Raw genomic sequence first — 16,637 nt, 5'->3', positions numbered from 1 at the left:
CCATTTAGGCAACCAACACCGTTCCATCTGTCAAATAAATATTTACAACAAAACAAATAGGCTTCCCTGCGGGGAAGCCTATTTGTTTTGTCAGTCAGAATTTATTAATTATTTTCTTCCTGCGTAATTGCTGTCAATCCACTTAAGGTATTCCCCGGACTGAACGCGTTCAATCCATTCCTTATGTGAAAGATACCATTTTACGGTAAGGGTAAGGCCTTCTTCAAAAGTCATTTTTCTTTCCCAACCGAGTTCTTTCTTTATCTTTGCGCAGTCAATTGCATATCTTGCATCGTGGCCGGGTCTGTCCTTTACATGAACAATTGTTTTTCTTACATCATCAGCGTTAAGGCCTGCTTCTTTGGCTGTAAGCTCAATGAGTTTGTCCAAAAGCTTAATGTTCTGCCATTCGTTTTCGCCACCGATATTGTATTTCTGACCTGTAATTCCGTCTTTGACAATCTGCCAGACAGCGCGGTTGTGATCTTCTACATAAATCCAGTCGCGTATATTCTTGCCTTCACCGTAAACAGGAAGATTCTTTCCTTCCTGCATGTTCAGAATCATAAGCGGAATAAGCTTTTCGGGGAACTGGTACGGACCGTAATTGTTTGTACAGTTAGAAAGCGTAATAGGAAGTCCGTAAGTGTGGTAGTATGCCATAACAATATGATCACTGGAAGCCTTGCTTGCCGAATACGGTGAGCGCGGATCATAAGGAGTTGTTTCTGTAAAATATCCAGTTTCTCCGAGGGAACCGTAAACTTCATCAGTAGAAATATGGTGAAAAAGAACATCGTCACGCTGGTTGTCCAAAGACACGTTCCAGAATTTTCTGGCAACATCCAGAAGTGTATATGTTCCCATAATGTTGGTTTTAATAAATGCTTCAGGTCCCAGAATTGAACGGTCAACATGGCTTTCTGCCGCAAAATGAATTACGGTGTCTATATCATACTGTTTGAAGATGCGCTCAATGGCACTTCTGTCACAGATGTCGGCTTTTTCAAAGAAATATCTTGTTCCGCCGAATGCCTTTTGCACACCTGAAAGATTATCTGGATTTCCTGCGTATGTAAGGCAGTCAACGTTAACGATGCGTCCGTCAAATCCTGAATCCATAAATTCCCTGCTGCCGGTAGCACTCTGGCCGAACATATAGTTAATGAAATTGCTTCCGATAAATCCGCATCCACCTGTAACAAGTATATTCTTAAGTTTTCTGTCAGACATAAATTCCTCCAAAGAACAGTTTATTTTAGAGCCTTACTTTATTTCAAAGCGCGGGCTTTTGATGAATTTCTCAAGGCTTTCTTCCCATGACGGAATCTTTATCCTGAGTGCATTCTGAATTTTGCTTTTGTCAAGAACAGAATATGCCGGGCGTTTTGCCGGAGTCGGGTATTCTTCTGTAGTGCAGGGGTTAACTGAACAGTCAGACTGAATGCGTCCGAATCTTTTTCCAAGTTCATAAATTCTGCGTGCAAATTCGAACCACGTAGTTTCGCCCAGGTTTGTAAAATGATACACTCCATACGGAATTGCAGATTTTTTTCCAAAAAGTCCCGGTGCTTTGTCAGAAGTTTCTATTATTTTAATGATAGCTGCAGCAAGATCCATAGCGCATGTCGGAGTTCCCTTCTGGTCAGAAACTACATTAAGGGCATCGCGGTCATTCATAAGTTTTGTCATTGTGTAGACAAAGTTTTTGCCGTCAAACCCGTAAAGCCACGCTGTTCTTAGAATATAATACTGCGTCATTTCCTTTTCTACAGCATCTTCACCTGCAGCTTTTGTAACACCGTACACGCCCAGAGGCTTTTTTTCCATAGTTTCTGTATATGGAACAGAACCTGTTCCGTCAAACACGTAGTCAGTAGAAATGTGGATAAGCTTTGCACCGATTTTTCTTGTGGCACGGGCAATATTGCGCGGACCGTCTTCGTTAAGAATTTTTGCAAGTTCCGCATCTGATTCTGCCTTGTCTACGGCAGTGTAGGCTGCACAGTTGATTACCCATGTAATTTTTTCAGGAACCTTTCCGTTGCTTGCAGTGCGTCCGGTGCAACCGGCAGAAGTGTCGTGACTGTCTGCAAAGTTCAGCAGAGCCTGGGGGTCGCTTATATCTACATCGCGGTCACTTCCCACCCAGGAAATATGTTTTTCGGTAAGCTGTCGGGCTATTTCGCTTCCGAGCATACCTTTGCTTCCGATAAGCCAAATCATAGTAAACCTCTTATTTGCCAATCCATTTTGCGTTCAAATCAAAATATTTTTCACTTGTATTGAATGAAGGATGTTTCTTGTCTTTTTCAGAAAGAAGCGGTTCCAGTCCCGGTGCAATCTTGTCCCATTCAATTCCAACAGTGGCATCGTTCCACATTATTCCGCCTTCATCTTCTGGATGGTAAAAGTCCGTGCACTTGTATGCAAACACTGCATGTTCACTCAAAACATAAAAACCGTGCGCGAATCCTTCAGGAATATAGAACTGGTTCTGCTTTTCTGCATCGAGTACGACACCGTAATATTTTCCAAAAGTCGGTGAACCGTTTCTGAGATCTACAGCAACATCATAAACCTTGCCTTCAACTGCGCGCACTAATTTTCCCTGCGGATGTTTTGTCTGAAAGTGAAGTCCTCTCAGAACACCTTTGGAACTTGAAGACTGGTTGTCTTGCACGAATTTCATGCAAAGGCCTGCTTCAAAAAAATCCTTTTCGCTGTATACTTCAAAAAAGTAACCGCGGTTGTCACCAAATACTTTGGGCTGTACTTCGTAAAGTCCTTCAATAAAACATTTTCTGAATTCAAAAGCCATTTTAGTTCTGCTCCGCAATAAATTTAAGATATTCACCGTAACTGGTTTTGTAACCGGCTGCAAGTTCCAGAAGCTGTTCTTTGTTTATCCAGCCGTTTCTGTATGCAATTTCTTCAAGGCAGCTTACGTACATACCCTGGCGCTTCTGTATTGTGGCAATAAAGTTTGATGCTTCAAGAAGCCCGTCGTATGTTCCCGTGTCAAGCCAAGCCATTCCGCGTCCCATAAGTTCTACCTTAAGCTTTTTTTCGTCAAGGTAAGCATTGTTTACCGCAGTAATTTCTATTTCACCGCGTGCAGAAGGTTTAACATTTTTTGCAATATTGATTACCGAATTGTCATAAAAATAAAGTCCCGGAACAGCGTAATTTGACTTTGGCTTTGCTGGCTTTTCTTCAATTCCGAGTGCAGTTCCGTTTTTGTCAAATTCAACAACACCGTAAGCAGTCGGGTCTTTTACAAAATATCCGAAAATAACGGCGCCGCCATCAGTGTTTACTTTCTTTACAGCAGACTTGAGTGTGCTTGTAAAAGACTGGCCGTAGAAAATATTGTCTCCCAGAACAAGAGCCACGCTGTTATTTCCGATGAATTTTTCACCTACAATAAATGCGTCTGCAAGTCCGCGCGGCTTATCCTGAACAGCATATTCTATTTTCATTCCAAGCCATGAACCGTCACCAAAAAGTTCCTTGAAAAGCGTAATGTCGCGCGGGGTAGAAATAACAAGAACTTCCTTTATCTCCGAAAGCATGAGTACGCTCATCGGGTAGTAAATCATGGGCTTGTCATAAAGCGGAAGAATCTGCTTTGAAACAGCCTTTGTTATAGGGTATAGACGGGTTCCAGAACCACCTGCAAGAATAATTCCTTTCATAAAATTTCTCCAATGTAAGGTAAAGGTATAAAATAAGATTACTGTGTCTGTTATTTTCCAGACCGGAGTTTTGCCATTGCTTCAGGATCATTTCTTATGTTTTTGAGTGCATTCAAAAGGAACGCCAGGAACACAGAAATAAACGCTGCTGCAAAAGTAATGATTATGCACAGTGTACCGCGGCTTGGTCCAGATTTCTGGTCGGGAACGGATGCATGCTCGAGAACCTGCAGAATGGGTGTTTCGCTCTGCATTTCTACTTTAAGAAGTTCATACTGGGTTTTCATCTGCTTGTAAACTTCTGTCTGAGCGGTAATTTCCATTTCAATTCTGGTTGTTTCCATTGTAATTGACGGAATATTAAAGCCTGAATAACCCTGTGCTTCTGTTTCAAGATTCATTATCTGTGAACGCAGACGTTCAATTTCTGAATAGGTGGAAGTAATATTTTTTTCAAGGTTTTCCTTTTTGATTTCATTTTTGTCTACGCCCAGTTCACGGAATCTTTTTTCCATGTAGGAAACAGCATATTCCACGACCTCGCATGCAAAGTTCGGGTCAATGTCGGTAAAACTTATTGAAAAAACACCGCTGTCTTCGTCAAAACTGGCAACCAGCTTTTTCTTGAGGACTTTACGGCTTTCGGTCCTTACGTGTTTTTCGATTTTCCACTTGTTTATAAGGTTAAATTCATCAACAATCGAGTCCAAAAAAGAATCTGTTCCAGCAAGATAAGTTGCAAGGCTTGAATAGGAAATTCCTCCGCCTGAAGAAGAAAGATTGATTCCCGCAAGGCTTGCAAGGCTTGACATAGAAGAACTCACTCCGCCCCCGGTTGTGTCATTTATAAGAAGCAGGGCTTTCGGCGTGTATTCATTCGGTAAAAAGGATTTTTCTGCCGGAAGCTTAAGTGAAATAACCGAAATTGTAACCGCAAAAATCATTGCAGCAACTGTTGTAATAATAATGAGCAGCTTGTAGTGCAGAAGAACTGCAAAAAGGTCAATCAGGCTGATTTCGTCATCGGTTGTGTTCTGTGACTGTATCTCTTCATTCATAATGTTTCATTATAAATGAAATTTCTGTCATGTTCAATGGTACAGTCTGTTTTGCGCGCCAATTTTTTTACATTTGTAGAATATATATTACTTTAGATATGTGCATTTGCCAGCTACTTCCATAATAGGGCTGTTTTGCGTTATACTTTAAAGATATGAATATGGAAGCTTTTGTACTCGGATGCGGCGGCATGATGCCTCTTCCTTACAGACATCTTACATCGGTTCTTTTGAGAAGGGACGGTGATTTGTTTTTATTCGACGGTGGTGAAGGAACCCAGGTTTCTTTAAGGCGGCTCAACTTAAAATGGAAGAAAATAAATGCCATTTTTGTTTCACACACGCATGCAGACCACGTAACCGGTCTTCCCGGAATTCTTATGCTTTCATCTCAGGTTGAACGTACGGAGCCCCTTTACATATTCGGTCCGCCAAAAATTGCAGAATATATAGAAACAAGCCGCCGCGTTTTGGATATGTACATCAATTATCCCATTATAGTAAAAGAAATTACAGAACCAGGTGCAGTTTATTCCGGTGACGGCTTTTACGTAAGGGCTTTTCCCCTTGAGCATACAAAGACATGTGTAGGATATACACTCGAAGAACTTGACCGCCCCGGTGAATTCAATCCGGAACAGGCACAAAAACTCAATGTTCCAAGGGGACCGCTTTGGGGAAAGCTTCAGCACGGTGAATCTGTTGTCAACGCAGACGGGATAACCGTTTCGCCGGAACAGGTTGTAGGTAAAAACCGCAGTGGCCGCAAATTCAGTTTTGTTACGGACACGCTTTATCTTCCTTCCATTGCAAAGGAAGTTATGGGCAGCGACCTTCTTATCTGTGAAGGAATGTTTGCCGACGACTGTTCTGACCAGGCAAAAGAAAAAAAACATATGACTGCACGCCAGTCTGCCACAATTGCCAGAGATGCCAAAGTAAAACGTTTTGCAATGATACATTACAGCCCAAGATACAATGACAGGGAACTTGAAACTCTTCTTTCACAGGCAAAAAAAGTTTATCCTGCCGCAGAACTTACAAAAGACAGGATGAGATTCGAGATTCCCTATGTTGAATGAGAGCATCTGCGTTTCTTCATTTACAAAAATCTATTCCGCAAAGACACGTCCTGCCTGCGATAATCTTGACTTCAGCGCGGACACGGGTTCGGTAACAGGAATTCTCGGACCGAACGGGGCAGGGAAGTCAACTCTTCTTAAAGCATTGTCAGGTGTTCATTACCCAACGTCGGGTTTTGTGTCTGTATTCGGACTTTCAGAACCCGCTCAGATTAGAAAAACTGCCGGTTTTGTTCCCGAAGTGCCGCAGTTGGACCGTTCTCTTACCGTAAAAGAAACGCTGTTTTTTGAAGCCGCGTTGTACGGTCTTGAAAAAGATGAAGCAGTTCGGTCTGTAGAAAAAGTTACGGAAGAATGTTCGCTCGGTGACGTATTTTCAAAACGGATATCTTCCCTGTCAAAGGGTTACTGCCAGCGCGTAAGTCTTGCAAAGGCTTTGTGCCATAATCCGCGTCTTTTGATTCTGGATGAATTTTCAGGCGGACTTGACCCGGCCCAGGCTGCGTCGGTAAGAAAAACGATTGCCTGTTATGCAAAAAAAAATGCGGTAATTCTTTCTACGCACAGAATAGAAGAAGCAGAACGTTTGTGTTCAAAAATATACATTCTTTCAGCCGGAACAGTTCTTGCTTCGGGAACTGCAGCAGAAATTTCTACATCATGTGGCTGTTCAACCCTGGAAGAAGCCTATCTGAAGCTTTGTGGAACAAATGCCGGCGGAGGTTCTGAAGAATGAAAGCTCTTTTCAAAAGATATGTATTTTCACTGCTTTCAAACCCGCTTTCATACATTGTCTGCGCAGTCTCGTGCCTTTACTTTTCCTTTGACTTTTTTGCCGCGGGACGTTTTTTTTCTTCTGCGGGAACAACAGATATGCGCGCTTTTTTTGCTTCCATACCAAAGGCCTGTGTTCTTGCAGTTCCGGCTCTTGCGGCGGTTCTTCCTTCGTGGAACAAAGACCTGGGACTGCCTTACGGTGAATGGACTCCTGTTTTTGCAAGAATACTTTCTGTGCTTGCAGTGCTTTCTGTTCCGCTTGTACTGTCCTGTGCAATTCCTGTAGCGGCATCTTTTTTCGGAGACGTGGAATGTGCCCAGGTTCTTTGCGGTTACCTCGGAATATGCCTTTATTTAATCTGCGCTGTCTCCCTTTGTGTATTTACGCTTTCGTTTTTCAAAAGCGGGGCTGCGGCTTTTCCGGTCTGCGCACTCTTTCTTGCCGCCGCAAACTATGCACATCTTCTGCCTCTTTACGTAAGGCTTCCTTCGTTTGCATCTTCGCTTTTAAGAAGTATTTCCTTTGCATGGAGGTTTGACACATTCGGTAAAGGAATAATTGACAGCCGTGACGTTCTGTTTTATGCGGCGGTTTCGGGCCTTTTGTACCTGTTTTCTGTCTGCGTGCAGGAATCACGGAGGGGCGGCGCAAGTCCTTTCTTCAAAAAAGAGCGCAACCTTATTTTTGCAGGTCTCGTACTTGTTCTTGCAGTTTCTCCCCGCGTTTACTTCCGTACAGATACAACAGCGTCCAAGAAATTCAGCATAAGCGCATACAGTAAAAGCCTTGTATCGCGTGTTACTGAACCTCTTTCTGTAGACTATTATTTAAGCCCGCGCCTTACATCCCTTTACCCGCAGGTTCGTGATGTAACAGACTATCTTGCATCGTACTGTTCGCTTAATCCGAAAATTTCTTTTCTTGTACACAATCCGTCAAAAAACGGTACGGCACAGAAGCTTGAGTCCGCGGGAATTGCCGGAAGAACTATTCAGACTGCAGGAGAAACCGGAACTTCTTTTGAAACTGTATATTCGGCAGTAACCTTATCTTACCTTGGTCGTACAGAAATAATTCCGTTTGTTATGGGAACAGATACCCTGGAATATGATCTTGGTGGAAGAATTTCGGCTCTCGCAGATGAAAAAGTACGTATCGTTCAGGTTGCATGCGGTAACGGACTTTCGCTTGATGAAGATTATTCCTATATAATTCCGTGGCTTGAGTCACAGGGATTTTCTGTTTTGAGAACGGCTTTTCCTTCCATGTCGTCAGCTTATGTTTCGTCTTTTGTTTCTTATCCCAATATTCCTCTTGTAGTTATTGGCGCATCAGAAGCAACAGAAAGCGACTGTGATGCATTCCGCGATTTTGTTCTTGAAGGCGGAAGGGCATTTGCGGCAGTCCAGCCATATACTGTTGACATAAAAAATGACTGGCAGATTACACAGGACAACGGTTATTTTTCGCAGATGCTCGGCATATTCGGAATAAACCTTATGGACAGCGTAACATCTGATGTTTCAAACTTCAGGCTCACGATGACAAGTGACACCAGGGCAGGCGGAACAGGCACTGAGTCCAGAACAGAATACGTAAATTACTCACAGTGGCCGGTTCTTCTGTCGCAGACTTGTGCTCCCCGCGGAATGACACTTTTCTGGCCGTCAGCTTCAGTTATGGATACAGAAACGGGTGCAATGGAAGGGTACAGTCTGTCACCGCTTCTTGTCACTTCACACGCGTCCTGGCAGGAAGACATAAAATCGCAGACGTTTACAACAAATCCTTTCTTTGCAGCAAAAGCGGCAGGAAAAGACCAGCCCAAATCTTCGTTTACTGTAGCTGTACAGGCCGTAAAACGCGGAGACAGTGTGCCGTCGCTTATTGTTTTTGGAGACCAGTATGCGCTTCATTCAGGAATGATTGCGTATAGTTCGTCTTCTGTTGTAGACATGAGAAGTCTTGAATTCCTTTCTGACAGCGTCCTTAAACTGAATGCAGAAGAGGCGCTTGCAGCTCTTAAAAACAAAAACAGTTTTAACAAAACACTGTATAAAATTCCTGCAGAAAATCTTGCAGAAACGGCAAAAAAAGCAGTTGCGTCGTCAGTTCTTATACCGCTTGCAGTAATTATTGCAGCCGCAGTTATATTCATTATTAAAAGACGGAGGTTCAACAAATGAAACAGTTAAGCAGGGGTAAAGCCCTTCTGTTATTCTATTCTTTTGACATCATACTTTTGGTTGTACTGGCGCTTTCTTTTCTTCCGTTTGCAAAAAAAGAAAAGGGGCCACAGTCACAGCAGAGTGCTCTTTTGAATCCTAAATACGTGCAGACAGTTTCAAAAATCGTGGTTTCTACCCCAGAGCATGGAATAAGGTCCGTTGTTACTTTGACAAAGCAGTCTGGAATATGGACGGGTACAGATTCTGACTCCAATGATATGTTTTTGTGGCCGGCAGATTCCAAAACTGTTCAGAATCTTATTGATTATGCTATAAAAGTTCAGAGCATGTATAAAAAATCAGACAGTGCCCGCGTATGGAAGTCTTTTGCACTTGATGAAAAAAATGCCCGAAGCATCAGTTTTTACGGCCCTGAAGGAGAAATCTTTTCGTCTCTTTATTTCGGAACAATGGATCCTATTACGCGCCGGACTCCGTTCAGAACCTGGGAAGAACAGACAGTCTGGGATGCAGATTCAGGTATAGAACTGTATCTTTCTTCTGACCCCTCCTTCTGGGCAGATCCTCTTATAATACCTGAATGTCTTGGTACCTATACTGCAAAAGACGGAACATCCGTTGAATTAAGAAGAGGAAAACTTCTGGCTATTTCACCCGGTGAATCAAACAAACCGCAGGAAGTTGTAAAAGTCCGTTCCGACAGCGGCAGAACGGCAGCCCTTGCGGTGTACCCCAAAAATGATGAGTTTGTAATCATTCCGGTTTTTGCAGCAGATCCATCCGACTCAGAGAAAATGAAAAAACTGCTTTCATCCTTTAATTACAGGTACAGTGTTAGCGCATGGACTTGTGCAAAAATTCTGGAGCTTCGTTGAATATGGTAAACAAATCGGCATTGTCTGTTTTTTGCGAATGGGTTGACGGTTACCTGAATTTTGAAAAAACGCCGCAAAAAAACATCTTTTGGCTTGATACAATGCAGTTTCTGTGTAAAAGATTCGGTAATCCGCAGAACAGTTGCCCGTCTTTTCATGTAGCCGGTTCCAAAGGCAAAGGTTCTGTTTCTGCAATGATTGCGTCAATACTCACAGCCGCTGGAAAATACACGGGTGTTTATTCTTCACCGCATATTGTCGATTTTTCAGAGCGCATAAGAACAGTACAGGGTGTTTTTCCAGAAGAAATATACGCAAAGTCTGCTTCAGAAGTAATGGGCGGAATTGATTCCATCATGAAAACTGATTTGCCCGGTGAAAGGTCTCTGACATGGTTTGAGATAGTTACTCTGTTTGCAATGGTTTGCTTTAAAAACGCGGGTACAGATTATTCAGTTTACGAAGTAGGTCTTGGCGGAAGACTTGACTCTACAAACATTATCACACCCGTCTGTTCCTGTATTTCTGCTATAGAACTGGAACACACGGAATTCCTTGGCGATACGGTAGAAAAAATTGCCTTCGAAAAAGGCGGAATAATTAAAAATGGGATACCGGTAATTGTTGCAGGCCAGAAAGATTCTGTAAAGGATGTATTCAGAAAGATTGCCCGTGAAAAAAATGCAGAAATAGAATTTGTTGATGAAGTATCGAAAGTTTCTGAAGTCGTCTATAAAACCAGACAGGAAAACGGCAAAACCCATACTTTCATGCACAATGTAATCTCTTCTGACAAATTCAAAAGGCCGCTTTCTGTAGATTTAAGGCTTTTGGGTGAATTCCAGGCACAGAATGCAGCACTTGCTGCCCTTGCAGTAAAATACGTTATTCCCGAACTGGACGAATCTGTTATAGAAAAAGGTCTTTCAGAAGCTGTTCTTCCCGGAAGATTTGAAATTACACACGCCCCGGAATGTTATTCACGCATACCGCAGATTATTCTGGACGGGGCTCATACCGTAAAAAGTGTTTCGTTTACCGTGGATACGTTTGAAAAACTGTTCGGAAACAAAAGCGGCAGTACTGCACATCTTCTTTTTGCATGTGCCGCCGACAAGGATGTTGAAGACATCGCGCCTCTTTTTTCAGGAAAATTTTCTGACATTATCATAACAAAACCGGGCGATGCAAAGGCTTCTGACGTCAAGAGAGCCGAACTTGCCTTTAATGCGGCAAATGAAGAGTGTACGGTCTGTTCGGACTACAACAGAGCCATAAAACTTGCCCTGGAAAAGGCCTGTCATTCAGGCGCAACCCTTTTGGTTACCGGCTCTTTTTATCTTGTTGCCGAAGTCAAAAAATACCTTTCGGGCCTTAAGTGCACCTGCTAGACAATTTTTTTTCAGGAACAGAAAACCTGTTTTATTCAGTATAAACCCGCGGAACACGTTTTGTGATGCATGATGTGATTTCGTAGGAAATTGTTCCGGTAAGGCGGGCAATGTCGTCTGCTGTCTGTAAAGCACCGTCGCGCCTGTCCCCGAAGATTACGGCCCTGTCCCATCTTTTTACACCGGAGTTCAGTCCCAGATCTATCATGCACTGATCCATGCATATTCTTCCTCTTACAGGGTATACCTTTCCGTCTACAGCCACGCATATTCCGGCTGAAGAGAATTTTCTGAGCATACCGTCTGCGTATCCAAGCGTAAGGACACCGATGTCTGTTTCGCTGTCCGACGTCCATGTTCTTCCGTAACCGACGCTTTTTCCGCTGGTGAAAGGCCTTACGGCACAGACTTTGCTTTCAAGGGTCATTACGGGTTTTAGTTCTACCGGTGTTCCTTTTTGTGTAAAATAATCGCTGTTCATGTCTCCGGGGTAGTATCCGTACGCAATGATTCCGGGTCTTACCATGTCCAGGTGGCATTCCCTAAGGTCAAGGGTAGCCGCGCTGTTGCAACAGTGTCTTATTCCGGGGTCAATACCGCTTTTTTTTACATTGCCGACAGCTTCCTCAAAACGCGAAAACTGAAGCTTTGTGTACCTGCGGCTTTCTTCGTCAGTACAGTCACTTACCGCAAAATGCGTGCACATTCCGCCGAGTGAAAGATTTTTGTATGAAAGGATTGCTTCTGCCGCTTTTCCCGCATCTTCAGGAAGAACGCCTATTCTGCCCATTCCTGTATCTACAGCAAGGTGAACGGCATAATTGTCTTTTCCCTGTGCCACCGCTTCTTTTGAAAAAAGCTCTGCATAGTCCGTGTCAAACACCAGCGGGGTAATGTCATTTTTTACGGCTTGCGGTACTTCTTCGGGACAGCACAGACTCAGCATAAGAACAGGGGCTTTTATTCCTGCCTGCCTGAGTTCTGCACCTTCATCGACTGTAGCAACCGCAAGAAAGTCAGCTCCTGCTTCAAGTACTGCCTTTGCGCATTGTACGGCACCGTGACCGTATGCATCGGCTTTGACTGCAACACACATTTTTGTATGCGACGGATCTGTAAAGGACTTTATGTTCTTTATATTGCTTTTAAGGTTGTCAAGATGAATAATTGCTTTTGTTGCTCTCATAATAATTTACATTTTAGACAAATGCACAAATTATGCAACAACAAAAAAAAATCCGCGTTTGTAAAAAACGGCCTTTCTGTACCTTCAGCGGCTTTTAGACAAGGGCGCAGAAAACCATAACAAGCATATTGTATGTAAAGTGTGCCAGAAATCCCGCGGCAACAGAACCTGTTTTTACAAAGCACAGTCGCAAAACCGTACCGCAGAGTGCCGCATTGACCACGGCCGGAATTCCCATATAAAGGTGTGAAAACGCAAAAACAGCAATTACCGTAACTTCAGCCGCAATTCTTAACCTGCCGCCGGCTCCAAGCAAAATGGCAGTTTCGGGAAGAAATTCGCGGTAAAGAACTTCCTCATAAAAAGCACCGGCCGCAAGGTTTACCGCAAGCATACCCCACTGGAGTGCAGCCGAAGGAACAGACTGTGCTGCATAAAACATTTTTCCACCCGGAACAAGCGCGCAGACCAGGCATACGGCGGCATAGACCAGCATCATTGTTCCTAAAGAAAGCGGCCACCAGACAAGAAGTGAAACAGCACTTTTGAAGCCTCTTGTTTTGAAAAAAGCCTTTGTACGGCCGCACTGAACGTCAAGAAGTGCAGCCACTGCAAGCTGGACAAGCGTGTTGAGCCCGGTTTTCCATGGAATTACAGCAGATGAAGGTTGTTTTGCAAACAGCGGCGGGAGTGCAAAAAGTATAAAAATTGCGGCAAATTCAGCGGCAAGATATTTTTTTTTCATGCGGAATATGATACAATAAAGTGTTGGAGACGTCAAATTGAATATTTTTGTTCCTATCATCGTTACACTCTCTGTCGTAGCGGTTCTTGCAAGAATATGTGTTTTATTCAGCGACAAGATTAAATTTTTTGCAAAAGGCTATGACTACGGTTTTCTCCATGTAGAAATTTCAACCATGTGGAAGCTGGCAAAAAAGTGCAAAATCAAAGATCCGCAGTCCCTGTTTGTTTCCATTCCGCTTATGAACAGATGCATCTCCTTGCTTATAGCAAAATCACGCCGCGACGGAACAGAAAATACCTTCAAGGTTCAGAAACTTCTTGAAAATCTCTATAAATTCCGTACAAGGATAGCCCTTGCTTCCGACAAAAAGCACGGCCTTGAAAGCACAAAATATCTGGTTCCGGGACAGCGGCTCAGTATAATCCTCAAGGGAAAGGGCGTATTCAATTCAAAAGTAGTAAACAGTGCACGCGAACTCGCCGTAACCCTTCCGTCACAGAGAATAAAGGGCAGCGGTGTTCCGGTGGTTATTCCCGGAAAAGACTGGGAGCTTGCAGACATTTCCGTATACCTTTGGCGAAAGGAAGATGCAGCCTATTCGTTTACGACTACAGTTCTGGGGTCTGGATTTTTCAGAAGCGAAAGTGTCCTTTTTCTGAAACAGTCGTCAGATCTTGTACGCTCGCAGAAACGCCAGTCAATAAGGTGTAAATGCGAAATATATGCGCAGCTTTTTATAATAAAGAGCGAAGTTACTGACTACAGTGCTGTAGATACCCAGGATGGATTCAAGTGCCTTCTTGAAGACATAAGCGAAGACGGTGCACTCATCAGAACCGGTGGAAAAGGACACAAGAACGTAAGAATAAAACTTCAGTTCCAGCTTGAAGGAATACTTATAATGATGTATGGGGTAGTCCGTGATGTTGAATACAATGCGGCATTGAACCAGTCGCGGCTTCATTTTGAATGTACCCACATAGACCCTTCGATGCGCAATTCAATTCTGACTTACGTTTACAATATTATTCCGCAGGAACAGAAAGACGTTCATGATGCCCTTGAACTTGCGACAGAGGAAGAAGACAATCCTTCTGAAAAACCTGATTCGGCTCAGTCCTGATTTGATATAGACTTTTGTAAAGACCTGGAGTAATATTTACAGCAGATGAAAAGAATTATTATATTTTCCAAAAAAGTTGCAGTTTTTCTTTTGTCAGCCGCCTGTACTGTTTTTTCTGCATTTGCGCAGGATGCTGTACAGAAAATTCCTTCCTACAGGATTGAATTTGTGCGCGGTGATCTTGCGGCAAAAACTCACAGCGTAAAAGAAGCTGCATCTGTCGGTGACTGCGCTTTTGTTCTTTCTGCAATGGATTTTGCACTTGAATCACATAAAACCCTTGGTGATGATGAAGAACTTAATCTTCTTGCCGGGGAATGTGTGCGCGTGTTTTCTACGGGAATAGGGCTTTCTTTTGACAAGGAAATATCACTTAAACTTGGTGACGCGTTCAGGACATTTTCTTCTGCCGCAATAAAGACAGCTGTTCTTGAAACACTGCCGATGTTTCCTTCTGCAGCGAATGTTTCTATGGTAAATGCCTATGTTTCGCAAAAAATGCAGGACGGCTCTCCTTCTGATGCTGTTCTTGTAAAAGCCGTTGAATCCCTTAAAATACTGGGCAACGGAAACTCCTTTAATATTCTTTTTATAGCAGATATTCTTGATGTCTGGCCCGAACTTAAGGACACACTTTCTGATTCTTACGGCGCACTGGCAAAAGACAGTGAAAAAGAAATACTTAACATACTTTCTGCTGTTCCGGTAGAAAAAAAACTTGTTGTTCTTGACAAAATGAATACAAATCCGCAGATTTCAAAAAAAATTTGCGGAGAAGTTGCCGAAAATGCACTTTCAGAGGCTATATATAATTTAGGGGAAGATTCAGAAATTTCTTCAGAGCAGATTGCACTGCAGCTTCTTTCGCTTTCTACAATAGCACAGACAAAGTGGACAAGGGCTGCAAAGCTTGCAACAGACAGTTTTTCTGCAATAAGAATGGAATACGAAAAGAATCTTGTTACGGCACAGGAATTTGCCATGGCAATCACAAATATTGCTGCGGTTGCTACAAGCGATACCGGCCAGGTTCTTTCGTCCTATCTGGATTTTCTTAACAAGAGCACAGAACAGAATAAAGCTCCTGTTGAAGCCGTTGTGCTTTCCGTAATCAATGCTCTGGGAGGTCTGGGCGACAAATCTGCCTTCGACTATCTGCTTTATGTAACGTATCTTGATTATCCTGAAACTGTAACGACGGCAGCAAGAGAAGCCCTAGCCAAGCTTAAGTGGTAGAAAAACTAAAAGCAAGATTCGCCAATCCTTTGATAATTGCGGCATTTGTTTGTGCCGTTTTCATCTATTCAGGCTTTGTAAAAAGCCCGCTTACGCCGCCTTTTTACGTTCCTGCCCGAATGGAAAGTGTTACTTCCCTTTGCGGAACTGTTGCTTCGAATGCTTCTGTTGTTTCGTCAGGAAAGTATTATTCCGTGATGCTCTGCGCAGACAGTGCCACGGCCGCCGTTTCACAAACAGACATTCAGCTTTGTGCCCGCGGAAAAATCAAGCTTCTTGTTCCTTCAAAAATCGCAGAAGCCGTTTACCCCGGAAAACTTTATTCACTTTCAAACAAAAGCGTTCTGCTTGAGTCCGGTGAAAAAATTGCGTGTTCTGGAAAATGGCTTTCTTCTTCAGGAATGTTTCTTGTAAAAGAAGCTGCTTCTCTGGGACATTCTCCGGGGCTTAAGGGAAAAATCCTCAGATTCCGCTCGCTGTGCCGTCTTGCCTTAAAAAGACTTTTGTTTTCGTGGGGAGATGCCGGCGGCCTTGTGCTCTCACTTCTGTCGGGTTCGCGGGAATATGTAAATAAAAGTGTCGGTGATGACTTTAAGCTTGCAGGTCTTTCACATGTTCTTGCCCTGAGCGGAATGCATCTTTCATTTTTTGCAGGACTTACGGGTGGGAGCGGCCGCCGGGTTTTCGGAAAAAGATATCTGCTTTTTGCTCGTCTTGCAGGTATTCTTTTTTTTGTGTGGTTTGCAGGACTTTCACCGTCGCTTTTCAGGGCTCTTTTGTGTTCGCTTCTGACGCTTTTATGCAGTGCTGTTTTTTGCGGACCTGTAGACTCTCTTGCCGTTCTTGGTGCATCTTTTCTTGTCCACACGGTTGCTGTTCCGTCTGACGTACATTCTGCGGCCTTTATGCTTTCATACGGTGCACTTGCGGGAATACTTCTGGCAGCAGACTGTTTGTCCTGTTTTGTAAGGTGGTTTCTTCCAGTGCCAATCGCAGACTCTCTTTCTGCTTCTGTCGGAGCCCAGACTGCGACAATTCCTGTAAGCATAAGCCTTTTTGGTATGTTCATGCCTGTAGGAATAATCGCTTCGGTTGCGGTGACTCCGGCAGTAAGTGTTTTTTTGACAGTATCTGTAGCGGCGGTACTTTTATGCCTTTTAATGCCTTTTCTTTCATACCCATTTGGCGCTATAATAAGACTTATATATGCTGTAATCTGCGGAATGGTACGCTTTTTTGCCATGGTTCCGCCTGTAGAGATTACCTGAAATCT

Annotated in this window: 15 protein-coding genes; 8 read left to right on the top strand and 7 right to left on the bottom strand. The window is 43.3% G+C overall.

Annotated features, from left to right (window positions below; translation table 11 throughout):
• Positions 1-108 precede the first annotated feature (108 nt).
• Genes rfbB through IWA51_RS06595 form a run of 5 tightly spaced genes read right to left on the bottom strand, consistent with a single transcriptional unit; the run spans position 109 to position 4,756 of the window.
• Positions 109-1,233, bottom strand: coding sequence for a dTDP-glucose 4,6-dehydratase (rfbB, locus tag IWA51_RS06615; protein ID WP_198441852.1), 1,125 nt, complete (start codon positions 1,231-1,233; stop codon positions 109-111).
• Positions 1,234-1,266: 33 nt separating this feature from the next.
• Positions 1,267-2,226, bottom strand: coding sequence for a dTDP-4-dehydrorhamnose reductase (rfbD, locus tag IWA51_RS06610; RefSeq protein ID WP_198441851.1), 960 nt, complete (start codon positions 2,224-2,226; stop codon positions 1,267-1,269).
• Between the two features lie 10 nt (positions 2,227-2,236).
• Entirely contained in the window at positions 2,237-2,821 is a 585-nt protein-coding gene (gene rfbC, locus IWA51_RS06605) for a dTDP-4-dehydrorhamnose 3,5-epimerase (protein ID WP_198441850.1), read from the bottom strand.
• A gap of 1 nt (position 2,822) precedes the next feature.
• Positions 2,823-3,698 (bottom strand): glucose-1-phosphate thymidylyltransferase RfbA, encoded by an 876-nt coding sequence (gene rfbA, locus IWA51_RS06600; protein ID WP_198441849.1) that lies wholly within the window; start codon positions 3,696-3,698, stop codon positions 2,823-2,825.
• A gap of 50 nt (positions 3,699-3,748) precedes the next feature.
• Positions 3,749-4,756, bottom strand: a complete 1,008-nt coding sequence (locus IWA51_RS06595) for a GumC domain-containing protein (RefSeq protein ID WP_177528021.1) — start codon at positions 4,754-4,756, stop codon at positions 3,749-3,751.
• A 155-nt stretch (positions 4,757-4,911) separates the two neighbouring features.
• On the opposite strand from IWA51_RS06595, the gene IWA51_RS06590 reads away from it, so the two are divergent.
• The 5 genes from IWA51_RS06590 to IWA51_RS06570 are packed head-to-tail and all read left to right on the top strand — an operon-like array spanning position 4,912 to position 11,071.
• Positions 4,912-5,838, top strand: coding sequence for a ribonuclease Z (locus IWA51_RS06590; protein WP_177528020.1), 927 nt, complete (start codon positions 4,912-4,914; stop codon positions 5,836-5,838).
• Entirely contained in the window at positions 5,828-6,574 is a 747-nt protein-coding gene (locus tag IWA51_RS06585; RefSeq protein ID WP_198441848.1) for an ABC transporter ATP-binding protein, read from the top strand. Before IWA51_RS06590 ends, IWA51_RS06585 begins: the two co-directional genes overlap by 11 nt.
• Positions 6,571-8,802 carry a DUF7088 domain-containing protein gene (locus IWA51_RS06580; RefSeq protein WP_198441847.1) on the top strand — a complete coding sequence of 744 codons (2,232 nt, stop codon included), beginning with the start codon at positions 6,571-6,573 and terminating at the stop codon, positions 8,800-8,802. Before IWA51_RS06585 ends, IWA51_RS06580 begins: the two co-directional genes overlap by 4 nt.
• The gene (locus IWA51_RS06575) at positions 8,799-9,680 is read left to right on the top strand and encodes a hypothetical protein (RefSeq protein WP_198441846.1); all 882 of its coding nucleotides are present in this window, start codon (positions 8,799-8,801) and stop codon (positions 9,678-9,680) included. Before IWA51_RS06580 ends, IWA51_RS06575 begins: the two co-directional genes overlap by 4 nt.
• Positions 9,681-9,682: 2 nt before the next feature.
• The gene (locus tag IWA51_RS06570; RefSeq protein ID WP_198441845.1) at positions 9,683-11,071 is read left to right on the top strand and encodes a bifunctional folylpolyglutamate synthase/dihydrofolate synthase; all 1,389 of its coding nucleotides are present in this window, start codon (positions 9,683-9,685) and stop codon (positions 11,069-11,071) included.
• A gap of 31 nt (positions 11,072-11,102) precedes the next feature.
• Here IWA51_RS06570 and alr read toward each other — a convergent pair whose 3' ends face one another.
• Positions 11,103-12,257, bottom strand: a complete 1,155-nt coding sequence (gene alr / locus IWA51_RS06565) for an alanine racemase (protein WP_198441844.1) — start codon at positions 12,255-12,257, stop codon at positions 11,103-11,105.
• A gap of 94 nt (positions 12,258-12,351) precedes the next feature.
• Entirely contained in the window at positions 12,352-13,002 is a 651-nt protein-coding gene (locus IWA51_RS06560) for a CPBP family intramembrane glutamic endopeptidase (RefSeq protein WP_198441843.1), read from the bottom strand.
• A gap of 37 nt (positions 13,003-13,039) precedes the next feature.
• On the opposite strand from IWA51_RS06560, the gene IWA51_RS06555 reads away from it, so the two are divergent.
• The 3 genes from IWA51_RS06555 to IWA51_RS06545 are packed head-to-tail and all read left to right on the top strand — an operon-like array spanning position 13,040 to position 16,632.
• Positions 13,040-14,128, top strand: coding sequence for a PilZ domain-containing protein (locus tag IWA51_RS06555; RefSeq protein ID WP_198441842.1), 1,089 nt, complete (start codon positions 13,040-13,042; stop codon positions 14,126-14,128).
• Between the two features lie 45 nt (positions 14,129-14,173).
• Positions 14,174-15,364 (top strand): hypothetical protein, encoded by a 1,191-nt coding sequence (locus IWA51_RS06550; RefSeq protein WP_198441841.1) that lies wholly within the window; start codon positions 14,174-14,176, stop codon positions 15,362-15,364.
• A complete protein-coding gene (locus IWA51_RS06545) occupies positions 15,358-16,632 on the top strand; it encodes a ComEC/Rec2 family competence protein (RefSeq protein WP_198441840.1) in 1,275 nt (424 codons plus the stop codon). Before IWA51_RS06550 ends, IWA51_RS06545 begins: the two co-directional genes overlap by 7 nt.
• The last annotated feature ends 5 nt before the right edge of the window (positions 16,633-16,637 follow it).

Origin of the sequence: Treponema peruense, from assembly GCF_016117655.1 — a bacterium.
Lineage (GTDB): Bacteria > Spirochaetota > Spirochaetia > Treponematales > Treponemataceae > Treponema_D > Treponema_D peruense.
The sequence above is the reverse complement of the archived record's forward strand: the minus strand, read 5'-3'. Positions and strand labels throughout refer to the sequence as shown.